This is a genomic window from Streptomyces sp. NPDC017246, assembly GCF_044331325.1.
In the GTDB taxonomy this organism is placed as follows: Bacteria; Actinomycetota; Actinomycetes; order Streptomycetales; family Streptomycetaceae; genus Streptomyces.
The window spans coordinates 215632-231955 of the sequence record NZ_JBIRMW010000003.1 but is presented as its reverse complement, the minus strand read 5'-3'; the positions used below and the strand labels follow the sequence as shown (position 1 = coordinate 231955).

14 protein-coding genes are annotated in these 16324 nt (G+C 73.9%); 7 read left to right on the top strand and 7 right to left on the bottom strand.

The features are described 5' to 3' along the window. Positions 1-206: 206 nt before the first annotated feature. Both ACH4MY_RS09600 and ACH4MY_RS09595 read left to right on the top strand, forming a co-directional pair. Positions 207-1481, top strand: coding sequence for a VWA domain-containing protein (locus ACH4MY_RS09600; RefSeq protein ID WP_397999948.1), 1275 nt, complete (start codon positions 207-209; stop codon positions 1479-1481). After that, positions 1481-2317, top strand: a complete 837-nt coding sequence (locus ACH4MY_RS09595; RefSeq protein ID WP_397999945.1) for a hypothetical protein — start codon at positions 1481-1483, stop codon at positions 2315-2317. The genes ACH4MY_RS09600 and ACH4MY_RS09595 overlap by 1 nt, the downstream gene beginning before the upstream one ends. A 181-nt stretch (positions 2318-2498) precedes the next feature. On the opposite strand, the gene ACH4MY_RS09590 is transcribed toward ACH4MY_RS09595, so the two are convergent. Continuing rightward, positions 2499-3749, bottom strand: coding sequence for an MFS transporter (locus tag ACH4MY_RS09590; RefSeq protein ID WP_397999943.1), 1251 nt, complete (start codon positions 3747-3749; stop codon positions 2499-2501). Positions 3750-3812: 63 nt separating this feature from the next. Between ACH4MY_RS09590 and ACH4MY_RS09585 the strand changes: the two genes are divergently transcribed. After that, positions 3813-4202, top strand: coding sequence for a MerR family transcriptional regulator (locus tag ACH4MY_RS09585; RefSeq protein ID WP_397999940.1), 390 nt, complete (start codon positions 3813-3815; stop codon positions 4200-4202). Positions 4203-4248: 46 nt separating this feature from the next. On the opposite strand, the gene ACH4MY_RS09580 is transcribed toward ACH4MY_RS09585, so the two are convergent. The 3 genes from ACH4MY_RS09580 to ACH4MY_RS09570 form a co-directional block, all read right to left on the bottom strand. After that, positions 4249-4728 carry a (2Fe-2S)-binding protein gene (locus ACH4MY_RS09580; RefSeq protein ID WP_397999937.1) on the bottom strand — a complete coding sequence of 160 codons (480 nt, stop codon included), beginning with the start codon at positions 4726-4728 and terminating at the stop codon, positions 4249-4251. 17 nt (positions 4729-4745) lie between these two features. Beyond that, complete coding sequence (locus ACH4MY_RS09575) at positions 4746-7139, bottom strand: molybdopterin cofactor-binding domain-containing protein (protein WP_397999934.1); 2394 nt, start codon at positions 7137-7139, stop codon at positions 4746-4748. Positions 7140-7403: 264 nt separating this feature from the next. After that, positions 7404-7751 (bottom strand): hypothetical protein, encoded by a 348-nt coding sequence (locus ACH4MY_RS09570; RefSeq protein WP_397999932.1) that lies wholly within the window; start codon positions 7749-7751, stop codon positions 7404-7406. Between the two features lie 181 nt (positions 7752-7932). Here ACH4MY_RS09570 and ACH4MY_RS09565 point away from each other — a divergent pair, with 181 nt between their 5' ends. After that, positions 7933-8763, top strand: a complete 831-nt coding sequence (locus tag ACH4MY_RS09565; protein ID WP_397999929.1) for a type 1 glutamine amidotransferase — start codon at positions 7933-7935, stop codon at positions 8761-8763. A 104-nt stretch (positions 8764-8867) separates the two neighbouring features. After that, positions 8868-9305: an OsmC family protein gene (locus ACH4MY_RS09560; RefSeq protein WP_397999927.1), complete on the top strand. Its 438-nt coding sequence runs from the start codon at positions 8868-8870 to the stop codon at positions 9303-9305. 38 nt (positions 9306-9343) lie between these two features. On the opposite strand, the gene ACH4MY_RS09555 is transcribed toward ACH4MY_RS09560, so the two are convergent. Continuing rightward, the gene (locus ACH4MY_RS09555) at positions 9344-10054 is read right to left on the bottom strand and encodes an RraA family protein (protein WP_397999924.1); all 711 of its coding nucleotides are present in this window, start codon (positions 10052-10054) and stop codon (positions 9344-9346) included. A 210-nt stretch (positions 10055-10264) separates the two neighbouring features. On the opposite strand from ACH4MY_RS09555, the gene ACH4MY_RS09550 reads away from it, so the two are divergent. After that, positions 10265-11761, top strand: a complete 1497-nt coding sequence (locus tag ACH4MY_RS09550; protein ID WP_397999921.1) for an APC family permease — start codon at positions 10265-10267, stop codon at positions 11759-11761. A gap of 1 nt (position 11762) precedes the next feature. Continuing rightward, on the top strand, positions 11763-12179 hold the full coding sequence (locus ACH4MY_RS09545; protein WP_397999918.1) for a universal stress protein: 417 nt from the start codon (positions 11763-11765) through the stop codon (positions 12177-12179). Between the two features lie 147 nt (positions 12180-12326). On the opposite strand, the gene ACH4MY_RS09540 is transcribed toward ACH4MY_RS09545, so the two are convergent. Both ACH4MY_RS09540 and ACH4MY_RS09535 read right to left on the bottom strand, forming a co-directional pair. Continuing rightward, positions 12327-14516: a sulfatase-like hydrolase/transferase gene (locus ACH4MY_RS09540; RefSeq protein ID WP_398000568.1), complete on the bottom strand. Its 2190-nt coding sequence runs from the start codon at positions 14514-14516 to the stop codon at positions 12327-12329. Between the two features lie 277 nt (positions 14517-14793). Continuing rightward, positions 14794-16236 (bottom strand): carboxylesterase/lipase family protein, encoded by a 1443-nt coding sequence (locus tag ACH4MY_RS09535; protein ID WP_397999915.1) that lies wholly within the window; start codon positions 16234-16236, stop codon positions 14794-14796. Between the last annotated feature and the right edge of the window lie 88 nt (positions 16237-16324).

The window sequence follows — 16324 nt, the reverse complement described above, 5'->3', positions numbered from 1 at the left end:
TTTCGCGCACGATTCAATGATGAATGCGATCCACAGTGGAGCATGCGGCCGGGACCCGAGACCGAACGGCTGCACCGCATGGCGCTCACCGACGCGCCCGCGCCCGCCCTGACCGCGCCGTCGCCGGCCCCTTCCCCGACCGCGTCTCGGGCCCCGGCGGCCACCCCCGTTTTGGATTGTCGGAGGATCATCAATACGATCCGGCGATGATCACGAGAAAACGGCTGGCGACCGGGGCCTGCGCGCTGCTCGCCGCCCTGAGCGTCGCGCTCCTGCCGACGAGCGCGACCGCCGACGAGCCGGCGGCGAAGGAATCCCCCAAGGTCGAGCTGGTCCTGGACGTCAGCGGGTCCATGCGGGCCAAGGACATCGACGGCAAGTCCCGGATGGCGGCGGCCAAGCAGGCCTTCAACGAGGTCCTCGACGCGGTGCCCGAGGAGGTCCAGCTGGGCATCCGCACCCTGGGCGCCGACTACCCCGGGCAGGACCGCAAGCGGGGCTGCAAGGACACCCGGCAGCTCTACCCCGTGGGTCCGCTCGACCGGACCGAGGCGAAGACCGCCGTGGCCACGCTGGCCCCGACGGGCTGGACGCCGATCGGCCCGGCGCTGCTCGGCGCCGCCGAGGACCTGGAGGGCGGCGAGGCCACCCGCAGGATCGTGCTCATCACGGACGGCGAGGACACCTGCGCCCCGCTCGACCCGTGCCAGGTGGCACGGGAGATCGCGGCGAAGGGCATCCACCTCGTCATCGACACCCTGGGCCTGGTCCCCGACGCCAAGACCCGGCAGCAGCTCACCTGTATCGCGGAGGCGACCGGAGGCACGTACACCTCGGTCCACCGCACCGAGGATCTCTCCCGCCGCGTCCGGCAGCTCGTCGACCGCGCCGCCGACCCGGTCGTCACGCCCGTGGCCACCGAGGGCACGGTGCGGTGCGCCGACGCGCCGCAGCTCAAGCCCGGCCTCTACACCGACCGCGAGGCCTTCGGTCAGCACCGCTGGTACCGGGTGGACCTGCTGCCCGGGCAGGAACTGCGCGCCTCCGTCAGCGTGTCGGCCGACCGTGCCGTCAACAACGACTACGGGGTGCTGCTCCGCGCCGTCACCCGGCACGGCCGGGAGATCGTCCGCGGCTCCGAGGCCGGCGACGGACGCACCGACGTGATCTCGACCGGCCTCCGCTACCCGAAGCCGGAGCTCGACGACGAGCCCGGCGACGCGAAGCCCGCTGCCGAGACGGTCTGTCTCCAGGTCAGCAACTCGTTCTCCGCTCCCCCGTCGGTCAAGACGACGCCCGGCATGCCGATCGAGCTGACGGTCGACGTCGTCGACGGCCCGTCGGCCGCCTCGGACGTGGCCTCGTTCGGTCTCGGCCGCGGCTGGTGGCTGCTCGGCGCGCTGGTCCTCGTCGGCTTCGTGGCCGGTCTGCTCTGGGGCTGGCTGTCCCGCTGGCGCTTCGCTGTCTGGAGGACCCACTGATGCGTACCGTACGTATGCTCGCCACGGCCGCGCTCACGGGCGCCGCGCTTCTCGGTCCGGCGGCTCCGGCCGCCCTGGCCGACTCCCCCTCCGCCACGGCGGATCCCGGGGGCACCCGCTCCACGTCCGGGCCGACTGAGGCGGGCACCACCTTCCGTACCGCCGCGAGGTTCCTCCCCGGGCAGGAGGCCACCGCGCAGGCCGCCACGGGTGACTACCTGTACTGGGTGTTCCCCGCGGACACGGGGCAGCGGCCGACGGTGAACGCCACCGTCACGCTGCCCGACGCGGCGCTGCGGCACGGGCCCGCCACCTGGCGGGTCGACGTGTACGACGGTCTCCGGCGGCGCCAGCCGTGCATGTACGGGACCCAGTCCCGTGCCGCGGCGAAGGAGACCGCGACCGTGCAGCTGGCCTGTGTGCTGCGGCCGGTCCGTGCCTCGGCCGACGCCTGGGCGAACGACCCGCTCCCCGGCAGCTACTACGTGCGGCTGACCGTCACCTCGCTGCCGGACGACGACCTCGGCCAGCCGTTCACCGCCCGGATCGGGGTGAGTACCGTCGACAAGGGCGGCGCCTACGCCACCGACGGTTCGCTCGCCGCGCCGCTCGTGCCCGGGGCGACCACCGCCGACCAGGCGGAGGCCGACGCCGACGCCGGCCGGCCCTCGGCCGTCGAGGCCGCGGCCCCGGAGGACGGCTGGTCCTCCGGCTGGTGGTCCGACCGCTGGCTGTGGACCGGTGCGGGAGGCGTCCTCGCGGCCCTCGCGGGCATCGGCGGGTATGTGCTGACGCGCGGTACGGGCCGGCCTCCCCGCGTTCCGCCGGCCGTCTGACGCGTTCCGGAACTCGTGAAGGCCCCCACCGCATCGGCGCGGTGGGGGCCTTCGGCCGTCCGGGAGGTCCGTTTCGAAGGGGTCCCCTTCGGAAGGGTCCGGCTCGGAAGGGTCCTCTTCCGAAGGGTCCTCTTCCGAAGGTTCCGGCGGCCCTGCGGACACGGACCGGGATCGGCCGGGTTCACCGGCGGGCCGGGAAACCGTGGGCGCGGGCGCCCGCCACGATCGCCACCACCGGGACGAGCAGGACCAGCACGCTCCAGGCCAGGGCTCCCGCGCCGAGGACGTCGAGGAGGACGCCGCCCACGACGCCTCCCGCCGCCATCGCCGCGTTCCAGAGGCTGACCAGCATCGTCTGGGCGGTGTCGGCGTGGTCGCCGCCCGCGTCGGCGACGGCCGTCTGCAGCAGGGTGGGCGCACCGCCCCAGCCGAACCCCCAGAGGACGGCGGCCGTCAGGACGAGCGCGGTGCTGTCGGCCGGGACGGCGAGCGCGGCGGCGGCCACGGCGATGAGGATCGTTCCGATCAGGGTCAGGTTCCGCAGCCTTCGGTCGATGTGCCGGCCGGTGAACCAGATCCCCGCGAGCGAGGCGGCGCCGAAGACCAGCAGGACGAGGCCGGTGGAGCCGGCCAGTCCGCGATGGCCGAGGTAGGCGGCGACATAGGTGTAGAGGACGGTGTGGGCCAGGACGAGCGTGACCGTGACGGCGAGCACCGGCAGCACGCCGGGCACCTTCAGGGTCCGGGCGATGGGGGCGCGGCCGCCGCGTGCCTCGCCGGGAAGGTCGGGGACGGCGAGCGCGATCCAGCCGAGGAGCCCGACGGCGATCACGGTCATGGCGGTGAAGGCGACACGCCAGCCCACGGCCTCGCCGAGGAAGGTACCGGCGGGGACGCCCAGGGAGAGCGCCAGCGGGATGCCGGTCATGGCGACGGCGACGGCCCTGCCCTGAAGGTGCGGTGGGGCGATACGACGGGCGTATCCGGCGAGCAGGGCCCAGGCGACGCCCGCGGCGACCCCGGCGAGGAACCGGGCGCCCATGGTGAGGACGTACGAGGAGGAGACGGCGGTGACGGTGTTGGCGACGGCGAATCCGGCGACCGAGGTGAGCAGCAGGCGCTTGCGGCGCCATCCGGCGGTGCGGGCGGCGAGGGGTACGGCGGTCAGGGCGGTGCCGAGGGCGTAGACGGTGACCGCCTGGCCCGTCGCGGACTCGCCGACGCCGAGGTCGGCGCTCATGGCGGGCAGGACTCCGGCGGGGAGGGTCTCGGTGAGGCTGGTGACGAAGACCGCGGTGGCGAGGGCGAGCAGCGCGGCGAGGGGCAGCCGGCCGGAAGGCGCCTCGGGGACGGTGGGAGTCTCTGTGGTGGAAGGGGACTCGGGAGCGGCGGGCGCGGCTGAACGGGCCGCCGCTGTCGTGTGGTTGGCCATGGACCTATGCTCGAACCCTCACATTGATGTGAAGGTCAAGCGAGTCCCTGGAGGGGGCGTCCCATGCGGATCGGGGAACTGTCGGAGCGCACCGGAACACCACGTCGGCTGCTGCGCTACTACGAGGAGCAGGGTCTCATCGTCGCGGACCGGCTGCCGAATGGCTACCGGGTCTACGACGCGTCGAACGTGGACCGGGTCATGCAGATCCGGGGTCTGCTGGACTCGGGTCTGCCGACCCGGATCATCAAGCAGATCCTGCCGTGCCTGAACAAGCCGCGGATCATCCACTTCCCTGACGCCACACCGGAGATGCTGGCCACCCTGGAGGACGAGCGGGACCGGATGACCGAGCGGATCCGCTGCCTCACCCGCAACCGGGACGCGGTGGCGGAGTACTTGGCCGCGGTACGGGTGAGGCCGGCGTCCCCGTCACCCGTACCGTCGGCGTAGCCCGAACCCCGTACCCCGACGGCGCCCGGCGTGCTCCGGGCCCGGGTCAGGTCATCCCGCGCGCGCCCTCCAGGACGGCCTGCCGGATGCGGTGGTAGGTCCCGCAGCGGCAGATGTTGCGGATCGTGTCGAGGTCGGCCTCGGTGATCTCGCGCCCGGCCTCACGGGCCCTGCGGACCTCCGCCACGGCGGTCATGATCTGGCCCGGCTGGCAGTAGCCGCACTGGGCGACGTCGAGGTCGAGCCAGGCCTCCTGCATCGGGTGGAGGTCGCCCCCGACGGTGTCCGGGAGGCCCTCGATGGTGGTGACCTCGTCGTTCGGCGCGAGGTCCTCGACGGGCACGGCGCAGGGCGTGAACGCCTTGCCGTTGAGGTGGCTCGTACAGGCCCGGCAGACGCCGACCCCGCAGCCGTACTTGGGGCCGGTGACGCCCAGGACGTCCCGGAGGACCCAGAGCAGCCGGACGTCGCCCTCGACGTCGGCGGTGACGGCCTTGCCGTTCAGGATGAAGGTGTGCTGCGGCACGGATGCTGCTCCAGGTCTCAGAGGGCGCGGTCGCGGCCGTCGGTCGGCGAGGCGGGGACGGGCGGGACGGTCGGCAGGGGGGTGAAGGCGAGCGGGTCGGCGTGGTTGACGGGGAAGACCGTCGGCATCGTGCCGGTGGCCCGGCCGTAGGCGCAGGCGACGGCGGCCATGGCGCCGGCGACCGCGAGCTCTCCCGCGCCGCCCGGCCTGTCGCCGGTCGGGGGCATCACGATGATCTCCAGCTCGGGCGGGGTGTTCCACTGCCGGGTGTAGAAGTACTGGTCCCAGCTGCCTTCGAGGAAGTGCCCGTCGCGCAGGTGGAGGCCGGAGGTGAGAGTGACGGCGATTCCGTCGGAGATTCCGCCCATCATCTGGGCCTCCAGACCGCGCGGGTTCACGGCGAGGCCGACGTCGACGGCGCAGACCACCTTGGTCACCCGCGGTCCGGTGACCGCGCCGGGGATCTTCCGCCCCGTGGTCTCGGGGCGGCAGTCGATCTCGGCGAGCATCGCGACGACGGAGTGGTACTCGGTGTGGACGGCGATGCCCTGGGCGGTGCCGGCGGGCATGGCCCGGCCCCACTCCCCCGCATCGGCGACCTTGTCGAGGGCGGCGCGGGCCCGGGGGTCCTTCATGAGGCGGCGGCGGAACGCGTACCCGTCCTGGCCCATGCGCTTCGCCAGTTCGTCCATGACGAGTTCCTGCGCGCAGCGCACGTTGGGCGAGTAGATGCCGCGCATGGAGCCGGTGTTGTAGCCCTTGTCGGTCTCGGAGAGCAGCTGGGTGGTGACGCCGAGGTGGTAGGGGCTGACCTGGGTGAGCTGGAACATCGTCTCGGAGAAGGCGAGGTCGCCGACCGGCAGCCGGGCCGCCTCGGCCGTGAGGAGCTCGCCGATGCCGTGCCCGAAGTCGGTGGCCACGGAGGTGTGACGCTGCTCGTACGTGAGGACCTCGCCGAGCGTGTACGTGGCGCGGACCCGGGAGGTGGACATGGGGTGCGTACGGCCCTGGCGGAAGTCGTCGGTGCGGTGCCACATCAGCTTGACGGCCTTGCCCATGGCGCGGGAGATCTCGGCGGCCTCGTGGGCGGCGTCGTGGAAGAGCTTGCGGCCGAAGGAGCCGCCGCCCTCGGTGACATGGACGCGGACGGCGGAGACGGGCAGACCGAGCTTCAGGGCGATCTGTTCCCGGGCGACGATCGGGGCCTTGAGCGAGGCCCAGATCTCGGCGGAGTCCTCCCGCACGTCGGCGATCGCGCAGTTGGTCTCCAGGGCGGCGTTGCTGGAGAAGTGGAAGGTGAAGCGGGCGTCGACCGCCTTGGTGAGCAGGGGCAGCGGCGGTACGACCAGGGGGAGTTCGGCGCGGCGGAGCTCCGCCAGGACGGTGGCGTCGGAGGCGCCTTCGGCGGTGCCGGGCCCCCAGTCGACCCGGAGGGCGCGCACCGCGTCGATGCACTGGCCGAAGGTGCGGCCGCGGACGGCGACGCCGGTGGAGACGGTGACGACGTCGGTGACGCCGGGCATGGCCCGTACCTCGGCGAGGTTGGCGACCGTGCGGACCGTGCCGTTGATGGTGGGCGGGCGGCAGACCATGGTGGGAAGGGCGTCCGGCACCTGGAGGTCCATCGCGAACCTCTTGCGGCCGGTCACCGCGTCGAGGGCGTCGACACGGCGCTGCCCGGTGCCGATGACCCGGAAGCGGGAGCGGTCCTTGAGGGTGACCGTGACGGCTGTGTCGGACACCGCGGCGGCCTTTTCGGCGAGTTCGCCGTAGCCGAGCAGCGTCCCGGACGGGGAGAGGACGGCGCCGGCCTTGGTGGTGAGGGTGGTGACGGCCTCGCCGAGGACGAGGGAGGCGGCCTTGAGGAGCCGGCCGCGCGCGACGGCGGCGGCAACCCGGATGGGGGTGTAGGTCGAGTAGGTGGTGTTGGAGCCGCCGGTCAGCTGGTTGAAGAGCAGCTCGGGCCGGGCGTCGGCGAGCGTCACCCGCACCTTGTCGAGGGGCAGGTCGAGTTCTTCGGCGACGATCATGGCGCTGGAGGTGGTGACGCCCTGGCCGACCTCGGCGCGCGGCAGGGCGAAGTGGGCGGTCCCGTCGGCGTCGATGCGGATGGTGATGAGGTGGCTGGTGGGGAGGGCCGCGAGGGTGAGCAGCTCGTTGAGGTCGAGGAGTTCGGCGGGTCCGGGGAGCGAGGGGATGAGCGCCGGCGCCGCGGCGGCCTCCCGGGGGGCGAGGGCCTCGGCGCCGAACTGGGCCGCGACGGTGAGGGTGGGTGCGGCGAGGACGTACCCGAGGAACCGGCGGCGGCCGATGCCGGGTGCGTCCTCGGCGTCCGCGGTCTCGGGACGCGCGGTTCCGTCCCCGGTGCCGCTCGTGGGGTGGTCGTCCCGCACGGGGTGCCGCCTCGCCATTCGGTGTGCCCTTCGTCATGGCCCCGAAGCCGACGCCCGGGTGCCTCCTCGGATGTGGTGATCATCGCTCATGCGGGTGACCTCCGAGGACTGTTCGGACGGACGGCTGTCAGGTCACCGTCAAGCCACTTCCCTCCTCCCCGCCCCCTCCTGGAGCGGTCGTGAGGGGTGGCCGACACCCGGCTGCCCCTCACGCCCGCTCACGAGCCTTTTCGCCGTCAGCGGGCGTACGACCAGGAGGTCACGCTCGACGTGTACCGCCGGTCACCGGACCGCGTCGCGGAGCAGCCGGCGGTGGCCGGTCTCGTCGGGTCGGCCCGTCCGGTGCGGGAGCCGCACCCCGAGGAGAGCACGCCGCAGGCCTTCCTCCTGGCGCGCGAGGCGCGCGACCGAGCCCGGGCGGCGCATCGCGCCCGAGCGGAGCTGGGCGGACGAGATCCGGGCGCGCTGGCCGCCGCCCGCGATCAGGGCGTTGACGGAGGCCATCGGGTCCCCGCCCACCGACCGGGCGATCAGGGCACCGAGCACCACGGGGCCGAGGGCGACGGCGAGGGCCGTGCCGGTGGCGGTGACGTGCTGGAGGGGGCGGGCGCGCCGGGCGTCGGAGGTCATGGTGACAGTCCAGCAGGGGACGGGGGCCGCCGTATCGGTCGAGGTACTCAGGTGTGCGTACGGGGCTACTCAGCCGCGCCGGCGCGGAGGCCCTGAGGGGTGCCGTGCGGGCACGTCTTCGGCGATCCTCTGGGAACGCGACCGGGCGCACCCGGGGGCAGAACGTGGAGGCGGAACAACCATGACGACGCAGACGGCGGAGACGACCCGGACGCCCGGGGCGAGCGAGGCGACCGGGGCGACCGGCATGCGGGTCGCGGACGGCGCCGTGCCCGTACCCCCGGTGCTGGTGGTGCAGCACGAGGAGGACGCGGGCCCGGGGCTCGTCGGCACCCGCCTGGTGGGCAACGGCCTCCGGCTCGACGTGGTGCGCGCCTGGGAGGGCGAACCCCTCCCGGCCGACCTGCGCGGCCACGCCGGACTGCTGGTCCTCGGTGGGAGCGTCAACTGCGAGGACGACGAGGCGGCTCCGTGGCTGCCCGGGGTCCGGGCGCTCGTGCGCGAGGCGGTGGCCGGAGAGGTACCGCTGCTCGGGATATGTCTGGGCGGCCAGATCGTCGCCGACGCGCTGGGCGGTTCGGTCGCCGTGCGGCCCGGGGGCCCTGAGGTGGGCGCGGTCCCGCTGCGGAGACTGCCGGCGGTGTCGGGCGACCCGGTGTTCGGCGCGGTGCCGGACGGGGCCCCGGCGGCCCAGTGGCACTGGGACGAGGTGGACCGGCTGCCGCCCGGGGCGGTGCCCCTGCTGACCGGCGACGCATGTCCGCACCAGGCCTTCCGGATCGGGAACGCGGGGTGGGCGGTCCAGTTCCACCCGGAGGTGGGCGGGGACGCGGTCGCGCGGTGGGCGGTCGACGACGCCGAGCGGATACGTGAGGCGGGCGGCGATCCGATCGCCGCGGTGGCATCGGTACGGGAGGCGGAAGCCGAACTCCACGCGGTCTGGGGCGCGGTGTCGGAGACGTGGGGGGCGGTGGTGCGGGCCCGTGCGGTCGTCTCCGCGAACCCGGCCTGATCGGCGGAACACGCTCCCCGGCGTGGAGGTGGTGGGGTTGCCCGGGCCGGCGACCGTACCGTACGGGAGAGCACACCGGCACGAGCACTGAGGAGACCGCCGCCATGGCCGACTACCGGATCGAGACCGTCCGCACCGGGTACCGGAACTGGACCGCCCGTAACGACCGGGGCGCGGAGGTCCGGATGGCCGCCGCGGACGACGCCGACGCCCAGCCCTCGTTCACGCCGGTCGAGTTGCTGCTCGCGGCGATGGGCGGCTGCGGCGGGCTCGTCGTGGACCGGACCGCGCGGGCCGTCGACCACGACGACCTGAGGATCGTGGTCGAGTCGGTCTCCGGGCCGGAGGACGACGGGCGGGTGGGACGTATCCGGGTGAGCTACGAGTTCGAGCTGCCGGACAACAACCCGCGGGCGGCCGAGGTGTTCGCCCGCGGGGTGCGGCTGACCCACGAGAAGTTCTGCACGGTGAGCCGGACCGTGGAGCACGGCGCGCGCGTGGCGGCGATCCTGCCGGACGGCACGGTCGGCTTCGAGGGCTGACGCCCCCGGGGCGGCGACGCCCGGCACCGCTCCGGGCGTCACTCCTCGATCGCGCCGCCGATCCGGCGCAGGTGCTGCCGGAAGGTGTACGAGGGGTCCTCGGCCCGGCCCGCCAGAAAGGCGTCGAACCGGGTCTGGGACCGGAGCGTCTCCCCCGCCCTGATGCGGCGGGCCTGCTCGCGCTCGGTGAGGAACAGGCCGCGGGCCGTCTCCAGGACGGCCTTCGCACGGTCGGCGGCCACGAACAGCACCCCGTCGTCGTCCCCGAGGACGACATCGGCGGCGGTCACCTCGTGCTCGCCGAACCGGGCCGTGGTCAGCGCGTCCGGGTCCCGGGGGTCGAGGCGTACGGGCCCGGGCGCGTGCCGTCCGTACGAGAAGACGGGCAGCCCGATCTCGACGAGGTCGGGGGTGTCCCGGTGCAGGCCCCAGACGACGACCGCGGCGATCCCGGCCGCCGCCGCCTCCAGGACGGCGAGGTCGCCGACGCAGGCCTCGTCGCGGCGGCCCGCGTTGTCGATGACGAGCACGTCTCCGGGTTCGGCCCGGGTGAACGCCTCCAGGAAGACGTCGACACTGCCGTAGTGCCGGACGGGCAGCGCCCGGCCCGCGACGCGCTGCCCGGGGACGACGGACAGGATTCCGGCGGGCGCGGCGCGCAGCGGCTCACCGAGGCGCACGCACGCGTCGGCGACGAGCGGGGTGGAGAGGCCGGCGAAGTCGGCGAGGTCGGCGAAGTCCTTCTGCATCGGGCGTTCCGTTCTTCGACGGGTGCGGTACGGCGGCTGCGCGATGCTATCGGGCGCGCGGCGTCCGTCGCGGCAGGGCCGGTGAGCCGACGGCCGTCACCTGGCGTGCGACCGGCGCCGGGCCTCCCTACCATGAAGGAAACGCACCTCTCTGTTCCGTACGAGGTGTTCTGCAGGGTGCCGAGCGGGCGGAACCGGAGCGAGGGACCAATGGCCGCAGAGGATGCCGCACCCGAAGGCCGGCCCGCGGGCCTGAAGGCGAACGCGATCGGTTTCGTCGACGCCCTCGTCATCGGGCTCAATTCGACCTCCCCGGCGTACTCGCTCGCGGCCGTCATCGGGCCCATCGTCGCTCTCGCCGGGATCTACGCGCCCGGGGTGATGTTCGCGTCCTTCGTCCCGATGCTTCTCATCGCTTCGGCGTTCTACTACCTGAACAAGGTCGACCAGGACTGCGGTACGACCTTCTCCTGGGTCACGCGCGCCATGGGCCCCTGGGCCGGCTGGCTGGGCGGCTGGGCCATCGCGATGACCGGCGTACTGGTCGTCGGCTCGCTCGCCGATGTGGCCGTGAGCTTCGCACTGCTCTCCTTCGGCCTCGACAGCTGGGTGGACAACGCCTTCGTACGCCAGTCGCTCACCGTGCTGCTGATCCTCGTGATGACGGCCGTGTGCGTCATCGGCACCGAGCTGTCGGCCAAGGTGCAGAACGTCCTCATCCTGGCGCAGGTCGCGTTCCTGCTGATCTTCGTGGGTGTGGCGCTCTACAAGGTGTACGCCGGAACGAGCGCGTACGACTCCGTCGAACCCGCCCTCAGCTGGCTGAACCCCTTCGGCGCCGGAGGCGCGGCGCTGACCGGCGGGCTGCTGCTCGGCGTCTTCATCTACTGGGGCTGGGAGTCGGCGGTCAATCTCACCGAGGAGGTCCAGGACTCCGCGACCGCCCCCGGCAAGGCGGGGCTCTGGTCGACCGTCATCCTGCTGGTCACCTATGTGTCGGTGGGGTTCGCGGTCGTCGCGTACGCCGGTCCGGCGTTCCTCGCGGAGAACGCGGGCGAAGAGGAGTTCATCTTCGCCCAGCTCGCCACCGACGTGCTCGGCGGCTGGGACTGGGTCCTGCTCCTGGCCGTCTCCACCTCCGCCATCGCCTCCACCCAGACCACGATCATCCCGGCGTCGCGCACCGCCCTGTCCATGGCCCGCCGCCGCGCGCTGCCCGCGCACTACGGGCACATCAGCCCGCGCTTCCGCACCCCCGACGTGAGCACCTGGTGGGTCGCCGGCATCGCCATCGCCTGGTACCTCGTGGTGAACCAGATCAGCGCCAACGCCCTCTTCGACTCGCTGACGGCGCTCTCGCTGCTCATCGCCTTCTACTACGCGCTCACGGGTGTCGCGTGCGCCGTCTACTACCGGCGCCATCTCTTCGAGAGCGTCCACAACTTCCTGCTGATCGGCCTCGGCCCCCTGGTCGGTGCCGGTCTGCTGACCTGGCTCCTGGTGAGGTCGGTCTCCGACATGTCCGATCCCGCGAACTCGTACAGCGGCACCTCCTGGTTCGGCCTGGGGCCGCCGCTCGTCATCGGTATCGGCATCGCCCTCACCGGGGTCCTCGTCATGATCGTGTGGCGGCTGCGGGCGCCCGCCTTCTGGGACGAGCGCCCGGGCGTGGCGGACCCCGACCTGGTGCACGGCAAGGAGCACTGAGATGTCGGTCGTCCTCGGTTACGACGAGTCCCCGGGCGCCGCCCGCGCCCTGCGCATCGCGATCGAGGTGGCCGCCGCGTTCGACGAGCGGCTGGTACTGGTCTACGGGGCGGCCGCCCCCGGCCCCCTGGGCGAGGAGTACCGCTCCCACTACGAGGCCATCCGCCAGGCCGGCCGGACCGGCCTCGAACACGCGGTCACGGAGGCCGACCGGGCGGGTGTGCCGACCGTCGTGGAAGTGCTCGACGACAAGCCGGCCCAGGCCCTGATCGACGCGGCGACGCGCCACGCGGCCCGTGTCATCGTGGTGGGCAGCTGGGGCGACAGCCCGATGCGCGGCGCGCTCCTCGGCTCCACGCCCCACAGACTCCTGCACATGTCGACCGTGCCGGTGCTCTGCGTCCCGCCGGAGCTGTGACCGGTCGGAGCCGCTCGACCCCGCCCGACCCCGGTCGGAGCCGCTCGACCCCGCCCGACCCCGGTCGGAGCCGCTCGACCCCGGTCGGCCCCGGTCGGAGCGTCGGCTGCCCGACTTCGAGCCGGGCTCCCTCACGCCCCCGCCCCGTCACACCCCCTGAACGACCGTGACGCGGGCCAGGGCCCAGGACGTGTGGTCGAAGGACGTCTTGCCGTCGGCGTCCGTCACCTCCAGCCGCAGGACCCGGACCCCCCGGACGTCCACGTCCACCGGGACGGGCCCGCCCGCGGCGGTCAGGACGGGGGTGGCGAGGAGGACGCGGTCGTCGCCGTACACCGTGGCGCGGGTGGCGCCGACGGAGCTCTGGCGGGCGGAGAAGTCGTCGATGCCGACCAGCGCGGTGAAACGGTCCCCGGCGGCGCCCAGGTGGAAGGCGACATCGCTGTGGGCGTGGACACCGAGCCCCTTGGGGTAGGTGGTGCCGCGGAAGGCGATCGGCGTGCCGTCCCCGGCGGCGTTCTTGCCGTTGGAGGCGTCGCGTTCGACAGGACCCCAGCCGTTGACGGCGTGGATCCAGGGGAGGTCGGAGAGATGGCTGTCACGGGTCGGGGCCGGTGGCGGGGTGGTGACGACACCCCTGGCCGGATACCGCACCGGGCCTCCGGGAGCGAGGGCGGTGCCCTCGGCGGTGAGCGTCCACGGTGTCGCGGCGGGGGCGCCGAGGGGCGGGGTGACCTGCCAGCCGGTGGTGAGCCTCGCGCCGGCGGCGAGCTGCCCGGCGGTGGTCGCCGTGGTGGCCCGTACGGTCCATCCGGCCGGTGCGCGCAGGGTGACGGCGGGAGAACTCCAGGCCCGTGCGGAGCCGTTGGCGAGCGTGGCGGTGACCGGGAAGGACTGTCCCGGTACGGCGAGCGGGGGGACCGTCAGGGACGTCCCGAAGGCGGTGCGCGGGTACTGCTCCTGCCAGGAGGACCGCATGAGCGCGACCAGTTCGGCGACCCGTGCGGGGTGCCGGGAGGCGAGGTCGGAGCTCTCGCCGACATCGGTGGCCAGGTCGTACAGCTCGACCTGCCACTGGTCGTCGGGCAGCGCGTGGTCGCGGACGGGGGCGAACCTGACCGCCTTCCAGCGGTCCTTGCGGAGCGCCTCGGCGAGCCAGGTGGCCCGCTGACGGTCCTGGGCGTCGGCGCGGGCGGTGACACCCCGCTCGTCGCGGAACCAGTAGAGGTGGCCGTGGCGGGCGGCGTCCGCGCCTCCGGTGAGCAGGGGCGCGACGGACAGCCCGTCCACGTCCGAGGGCGCGGGGGCGCCGCCGAGGTCGGCGAGGGTGGGGAGGAGGTCGGTGAGCGGGGTCGGGCGGTCGCTCGTGCCGGGCCGGACCCTGCCGGGGCCCCAGGCGATGAGGGGGACGCGGACGCCGCCCTCGTAGAGGTTGCGTTTGTAGCCGCGGAGCGGGCCGTTGGCGTCGAACAGGTCGGGATTGGCCCCGCCCTCCTCGTGTGGGCCGTTGTCGCTGGTGACGAGCAGGATCGTGTCGTCCTGGAGACCGAGGGCGCGCAGCCGGTCGACGATGTCGCCGACGAGGGCGTCGAAGAGGCTCACCTGCGCCGCGTGCCCCTTGTTGGCCGCGCTCCAGTTCCGGGAGGCGTACGCGCCGGTGTCGGGGATGTCGCTGGGGGCGTGGGGGACGGTGGGGGTCAGCAGCAGCAGGAAGGGTTCGGCCGCGTGACGGTCGATGAAGTCGAGCGCCCGCTGTCTCAGCAGGTCCGGCGCGTAGGCGCCCTTGGCGCCGCCCGCGTTGGCGGCGACGGGCTCCTTGGCACCGTTGTGCCAGAGGTAGGCGGGGTAGTACTGGTGGGCGTGGACGTGGTCGATGTAGCCGAAGAACTCCTCGAACCCACGGGCGTTGGGGTGGCTGTCCTGGTCGGCGCTCTCCGGCCCGAAGCCCCACTTGCCGATCACTCCGGTGCGGTAGCCACGGGCCCCGAGGACCTGGGCGAAGGTGGTGTCGGCCGCGCCGAGGGAGCCCTGCGCGCCGGAGGGGTTGGCCCGCACGGTCGCGTGTCCGGTGTGCAGACCGGTGAGGAGCGAGCAGCGGGAGGGGGCGCAGACGGCCGCCGTCGCGTACGCGTCGGTGAACCGCAGCCCTTCGGCGGCGAGTCCGTCGACGCGCGGGGTGGTGATGAGTTTCTGGCCGTACGCGCCGAGTTCGCCCCACCCGAGGTCGTCGGCGAGCACGACGACCAGGTTGGGCGGACGGGTCGGGTCTTCCGGGGCCCCTTCCGCGGCCGAGGCCGCGGGGGCGCCGCCGGCTGCGGTCGCGGGCAGGGCGCCCAGGCCGAGGGTGGCGGCGGACCCGGCGAGGAAACGGCGGCGGCTGGACGTCGGGGCTCCTTGGACGGGACGGCGGACACGGCCGGATCCCGGACGGCCGACGGCCGCCGACGACTGCCGCGGACCACGACGGACCGCCACGGGCGACGGCGTGCCAGGGGCGGACGAGGGCCTGTCGTCGCGCCCCTGGCCTGCTGCCGATCATCGGCGTACCCTCCGCCGCGGACCATGCACAGCGCATGAAGAACGTGTGACACGGTCCCCGGCGCGGCCGTCCTCCTCAGTCGAGCCAGAGCGCACGGACCCGACGCACCGGGTCCGCGGCGATCCGGGGCTCCGCGTCCCAGATCATCGTGGCGCGCTCCTCCGCCGTGTAGCGCGGCCAGTCGGCGCCCGGGTCCTGGTCGGTGACGAAGGCGACCCAGGCCCGGTGCAGGGCGTCGGCGAGCGCCCGCGGCGGCGCGGCGCCGGTGACGGCCGTGACTCCCTCGGCGTCCAGGAGGTCGAAGGCGAACGGCAGGTCCAGGCAGTGGAACGCGAGCCCGGTGACCGGTGAGCGCCAGGCGAACTCGTACAGCCAGGTGGGCCGTTCCCGTGCGGCACGGGCGTCGGCGACGGCGAGGTTCGGGGCACGGAAGGTCGCGTCGGTCAGCGCCTGGCCGAAGATCCGCTCCGGGCCGTCCTCCGCGTACGCCTCGACGAGAGCCTCGGCCCGCGTGGGGTCGAGGCCGAGGCCGCCGAGCAGCACGGGCAGCGGCGGGCCCTCGGGGCCCGGCGCGGGGAACATCGTGAACTCGTGCTCGGTGAAGCCGAGCATCAGCGGGACGTCCGCACCCGCCTCGCCCGTCGTGAGGGCGTCGAGGGCGGGGACGGGGATCAGCTCGCCGTCGGCGAAGGGGGCGAGGGCCAGCATCGGCGGCAGGCCCTCACGGTCGGGGCCGGGCTCGGCCAGGCGGTCCTGGAGGGCGAGGATCTCGTCGTCGCCCAGATCGCGGAGGGCGGCGGCGGTGGCCGGGACACCGGTGCGGGAGGTGAGGAGACGGGAGGCGGCGCGGGCGACCTCGGGGCCGTCGGGCCGCGGGACCGCGCCCGAGACGGAGAGGGCCCCCCGGAACAGGCCCCTGGCGGTGGGGACGGCGAGGAGCGTCTGGACGGCGCCGCCGCCCGCCGACTGTCCGGCGACGGTGACCTTGGCGGGGTCGCCGCCGAACGCGGAGATGTTGTCGCGGACCCACTCCAGGGCGGCGATCCAGTCCCGTACGCCCCGGTTGTCGGGGGCGTCCTCCAGGTGCAGGAAGCCCTCGATGCCGAGGCGGTAGCCCACCGAGACGAGGACGACGCCGTCCCGGTTGAAGGCGGCCCCGTCGTACCAGGGGCTGGCCGCCGAGCCGGCGACGTAGCCGCCGCCGTGGATCCAGACGAGGACGGGCAGCGCGGCGGCCGGGTCGGCGCCGGGAGTGAAGACGTTGAGGTTGAGGACTCCGGCGCCGGGGACGGAGGGCTCGGGGATGGTGGTGATCTCGGCGAAGGGGCGGCGCTGGGCCGTCGGCCCGTACGCGGTGGCGTCCAGCGGCGCCGACCAGGGCTCCGGGGGTACGGGCGCGGCGAAGCGCAGGTCGCCGACGGGCGGCTGCGCGTACGGGATGCCCAGGAAGCGGAGGCTGCCGTCGGCGCGGCGCTCGCCGCGGACGGGCCCTCGGGCGGTGGTGACGGTGGTGCTCATGGGTGCTGCTCCTTCTGCACGGGGCGCACGCGTTCTGCACGGGGGCGCACGAGGCCGGGAAAGGAGCCTGTCACCGGCAACTTACACG

Coding starts and splice junctions, on each gene's coding strand:
- ACH4MY_RS09585 (WP_397999940.1), top strand. CDS start 3,813: ATGCGGATCGGGGAACTGTCGGAGCGCACCGGAACACCACGTCGGCTG.
- ACH4MY_RS09550 (WP_397999921.1), top strand. CDS start 10,265: ATGGCCGCAGAGGATGCCGCACCCGAAGGCCGGCCCGCGGGCCTGAAG.
- ACH4MY_RS09570 (WP_397999932.1), bottom strand. CDS start 7,751: ATGACCTCCGACGCCCGGCGCGCCCGCCCCCTCCAGCACGTCACCGCC.
- ACH4MY_RS09535 (WP_397999915.1), bottom strand. CDS start 16,236: ATGAGCACCACCGTCACCACCGCCCGAGGGCCCGTCCGCGGCGAGCGC.
- ACH4MY_RS09595 (WP_397999945.1), top strand. CDS start 1,481: ATGCGTACCGTACGTATGCTCGCCACGGCCGCGCTCACGGGCGCCGCG.
- ACH4MY_RS09555 (WP_397999924.1), bottom strand. CDS start 10,054: ATGCAGAAGGACTTCGCCGACCTCGCCGACTTCGCCGGCCTCTCCACC.
- ACH4MY_RS09545 (WP_397999918.1), top strand. CDS start 11,763: ATGTCGGTCGTCCTCGGTTACGACGAGTCCCCGGGCGCCGCCCGCGCC.
- ACH4MY_RS09575 (WP_397999934.1), bottom strand. CDS start 7,139: ATGGCGAGGCGGCACCCCGTGCGGGACGACCACCCCACGAGCGGCACC.
- ACH4MY_RS09600 (WP_397999948.1), top strand. CDS start 207: ATGATCACGAGAAAACGGCTGGCGACCGGGGCCTGCGCGCTGCTCGCC.
- ACH4MY_RS09565 (WP_397999929.1), top strand. CDS start 7,933: ATGACGACGCAGACGGCGGAGACGACCCGGACGCCCGGGGCGAGCGAG.
- ACH4MY_RS09590 (WP_397999943.1), bottom strand. CDS start 3,749: ATGGCCAACCACACGACAGCGGCGGCCCGTTCAGCCGCGCCCGCCGCT.
- ACH4MY_RS09560 (WP_397999927.1), top strand. CDS start 8,868: ATGGCCGACTACCGGATCGAGACCGTCCGCACCGGGTACCGGAACTGG.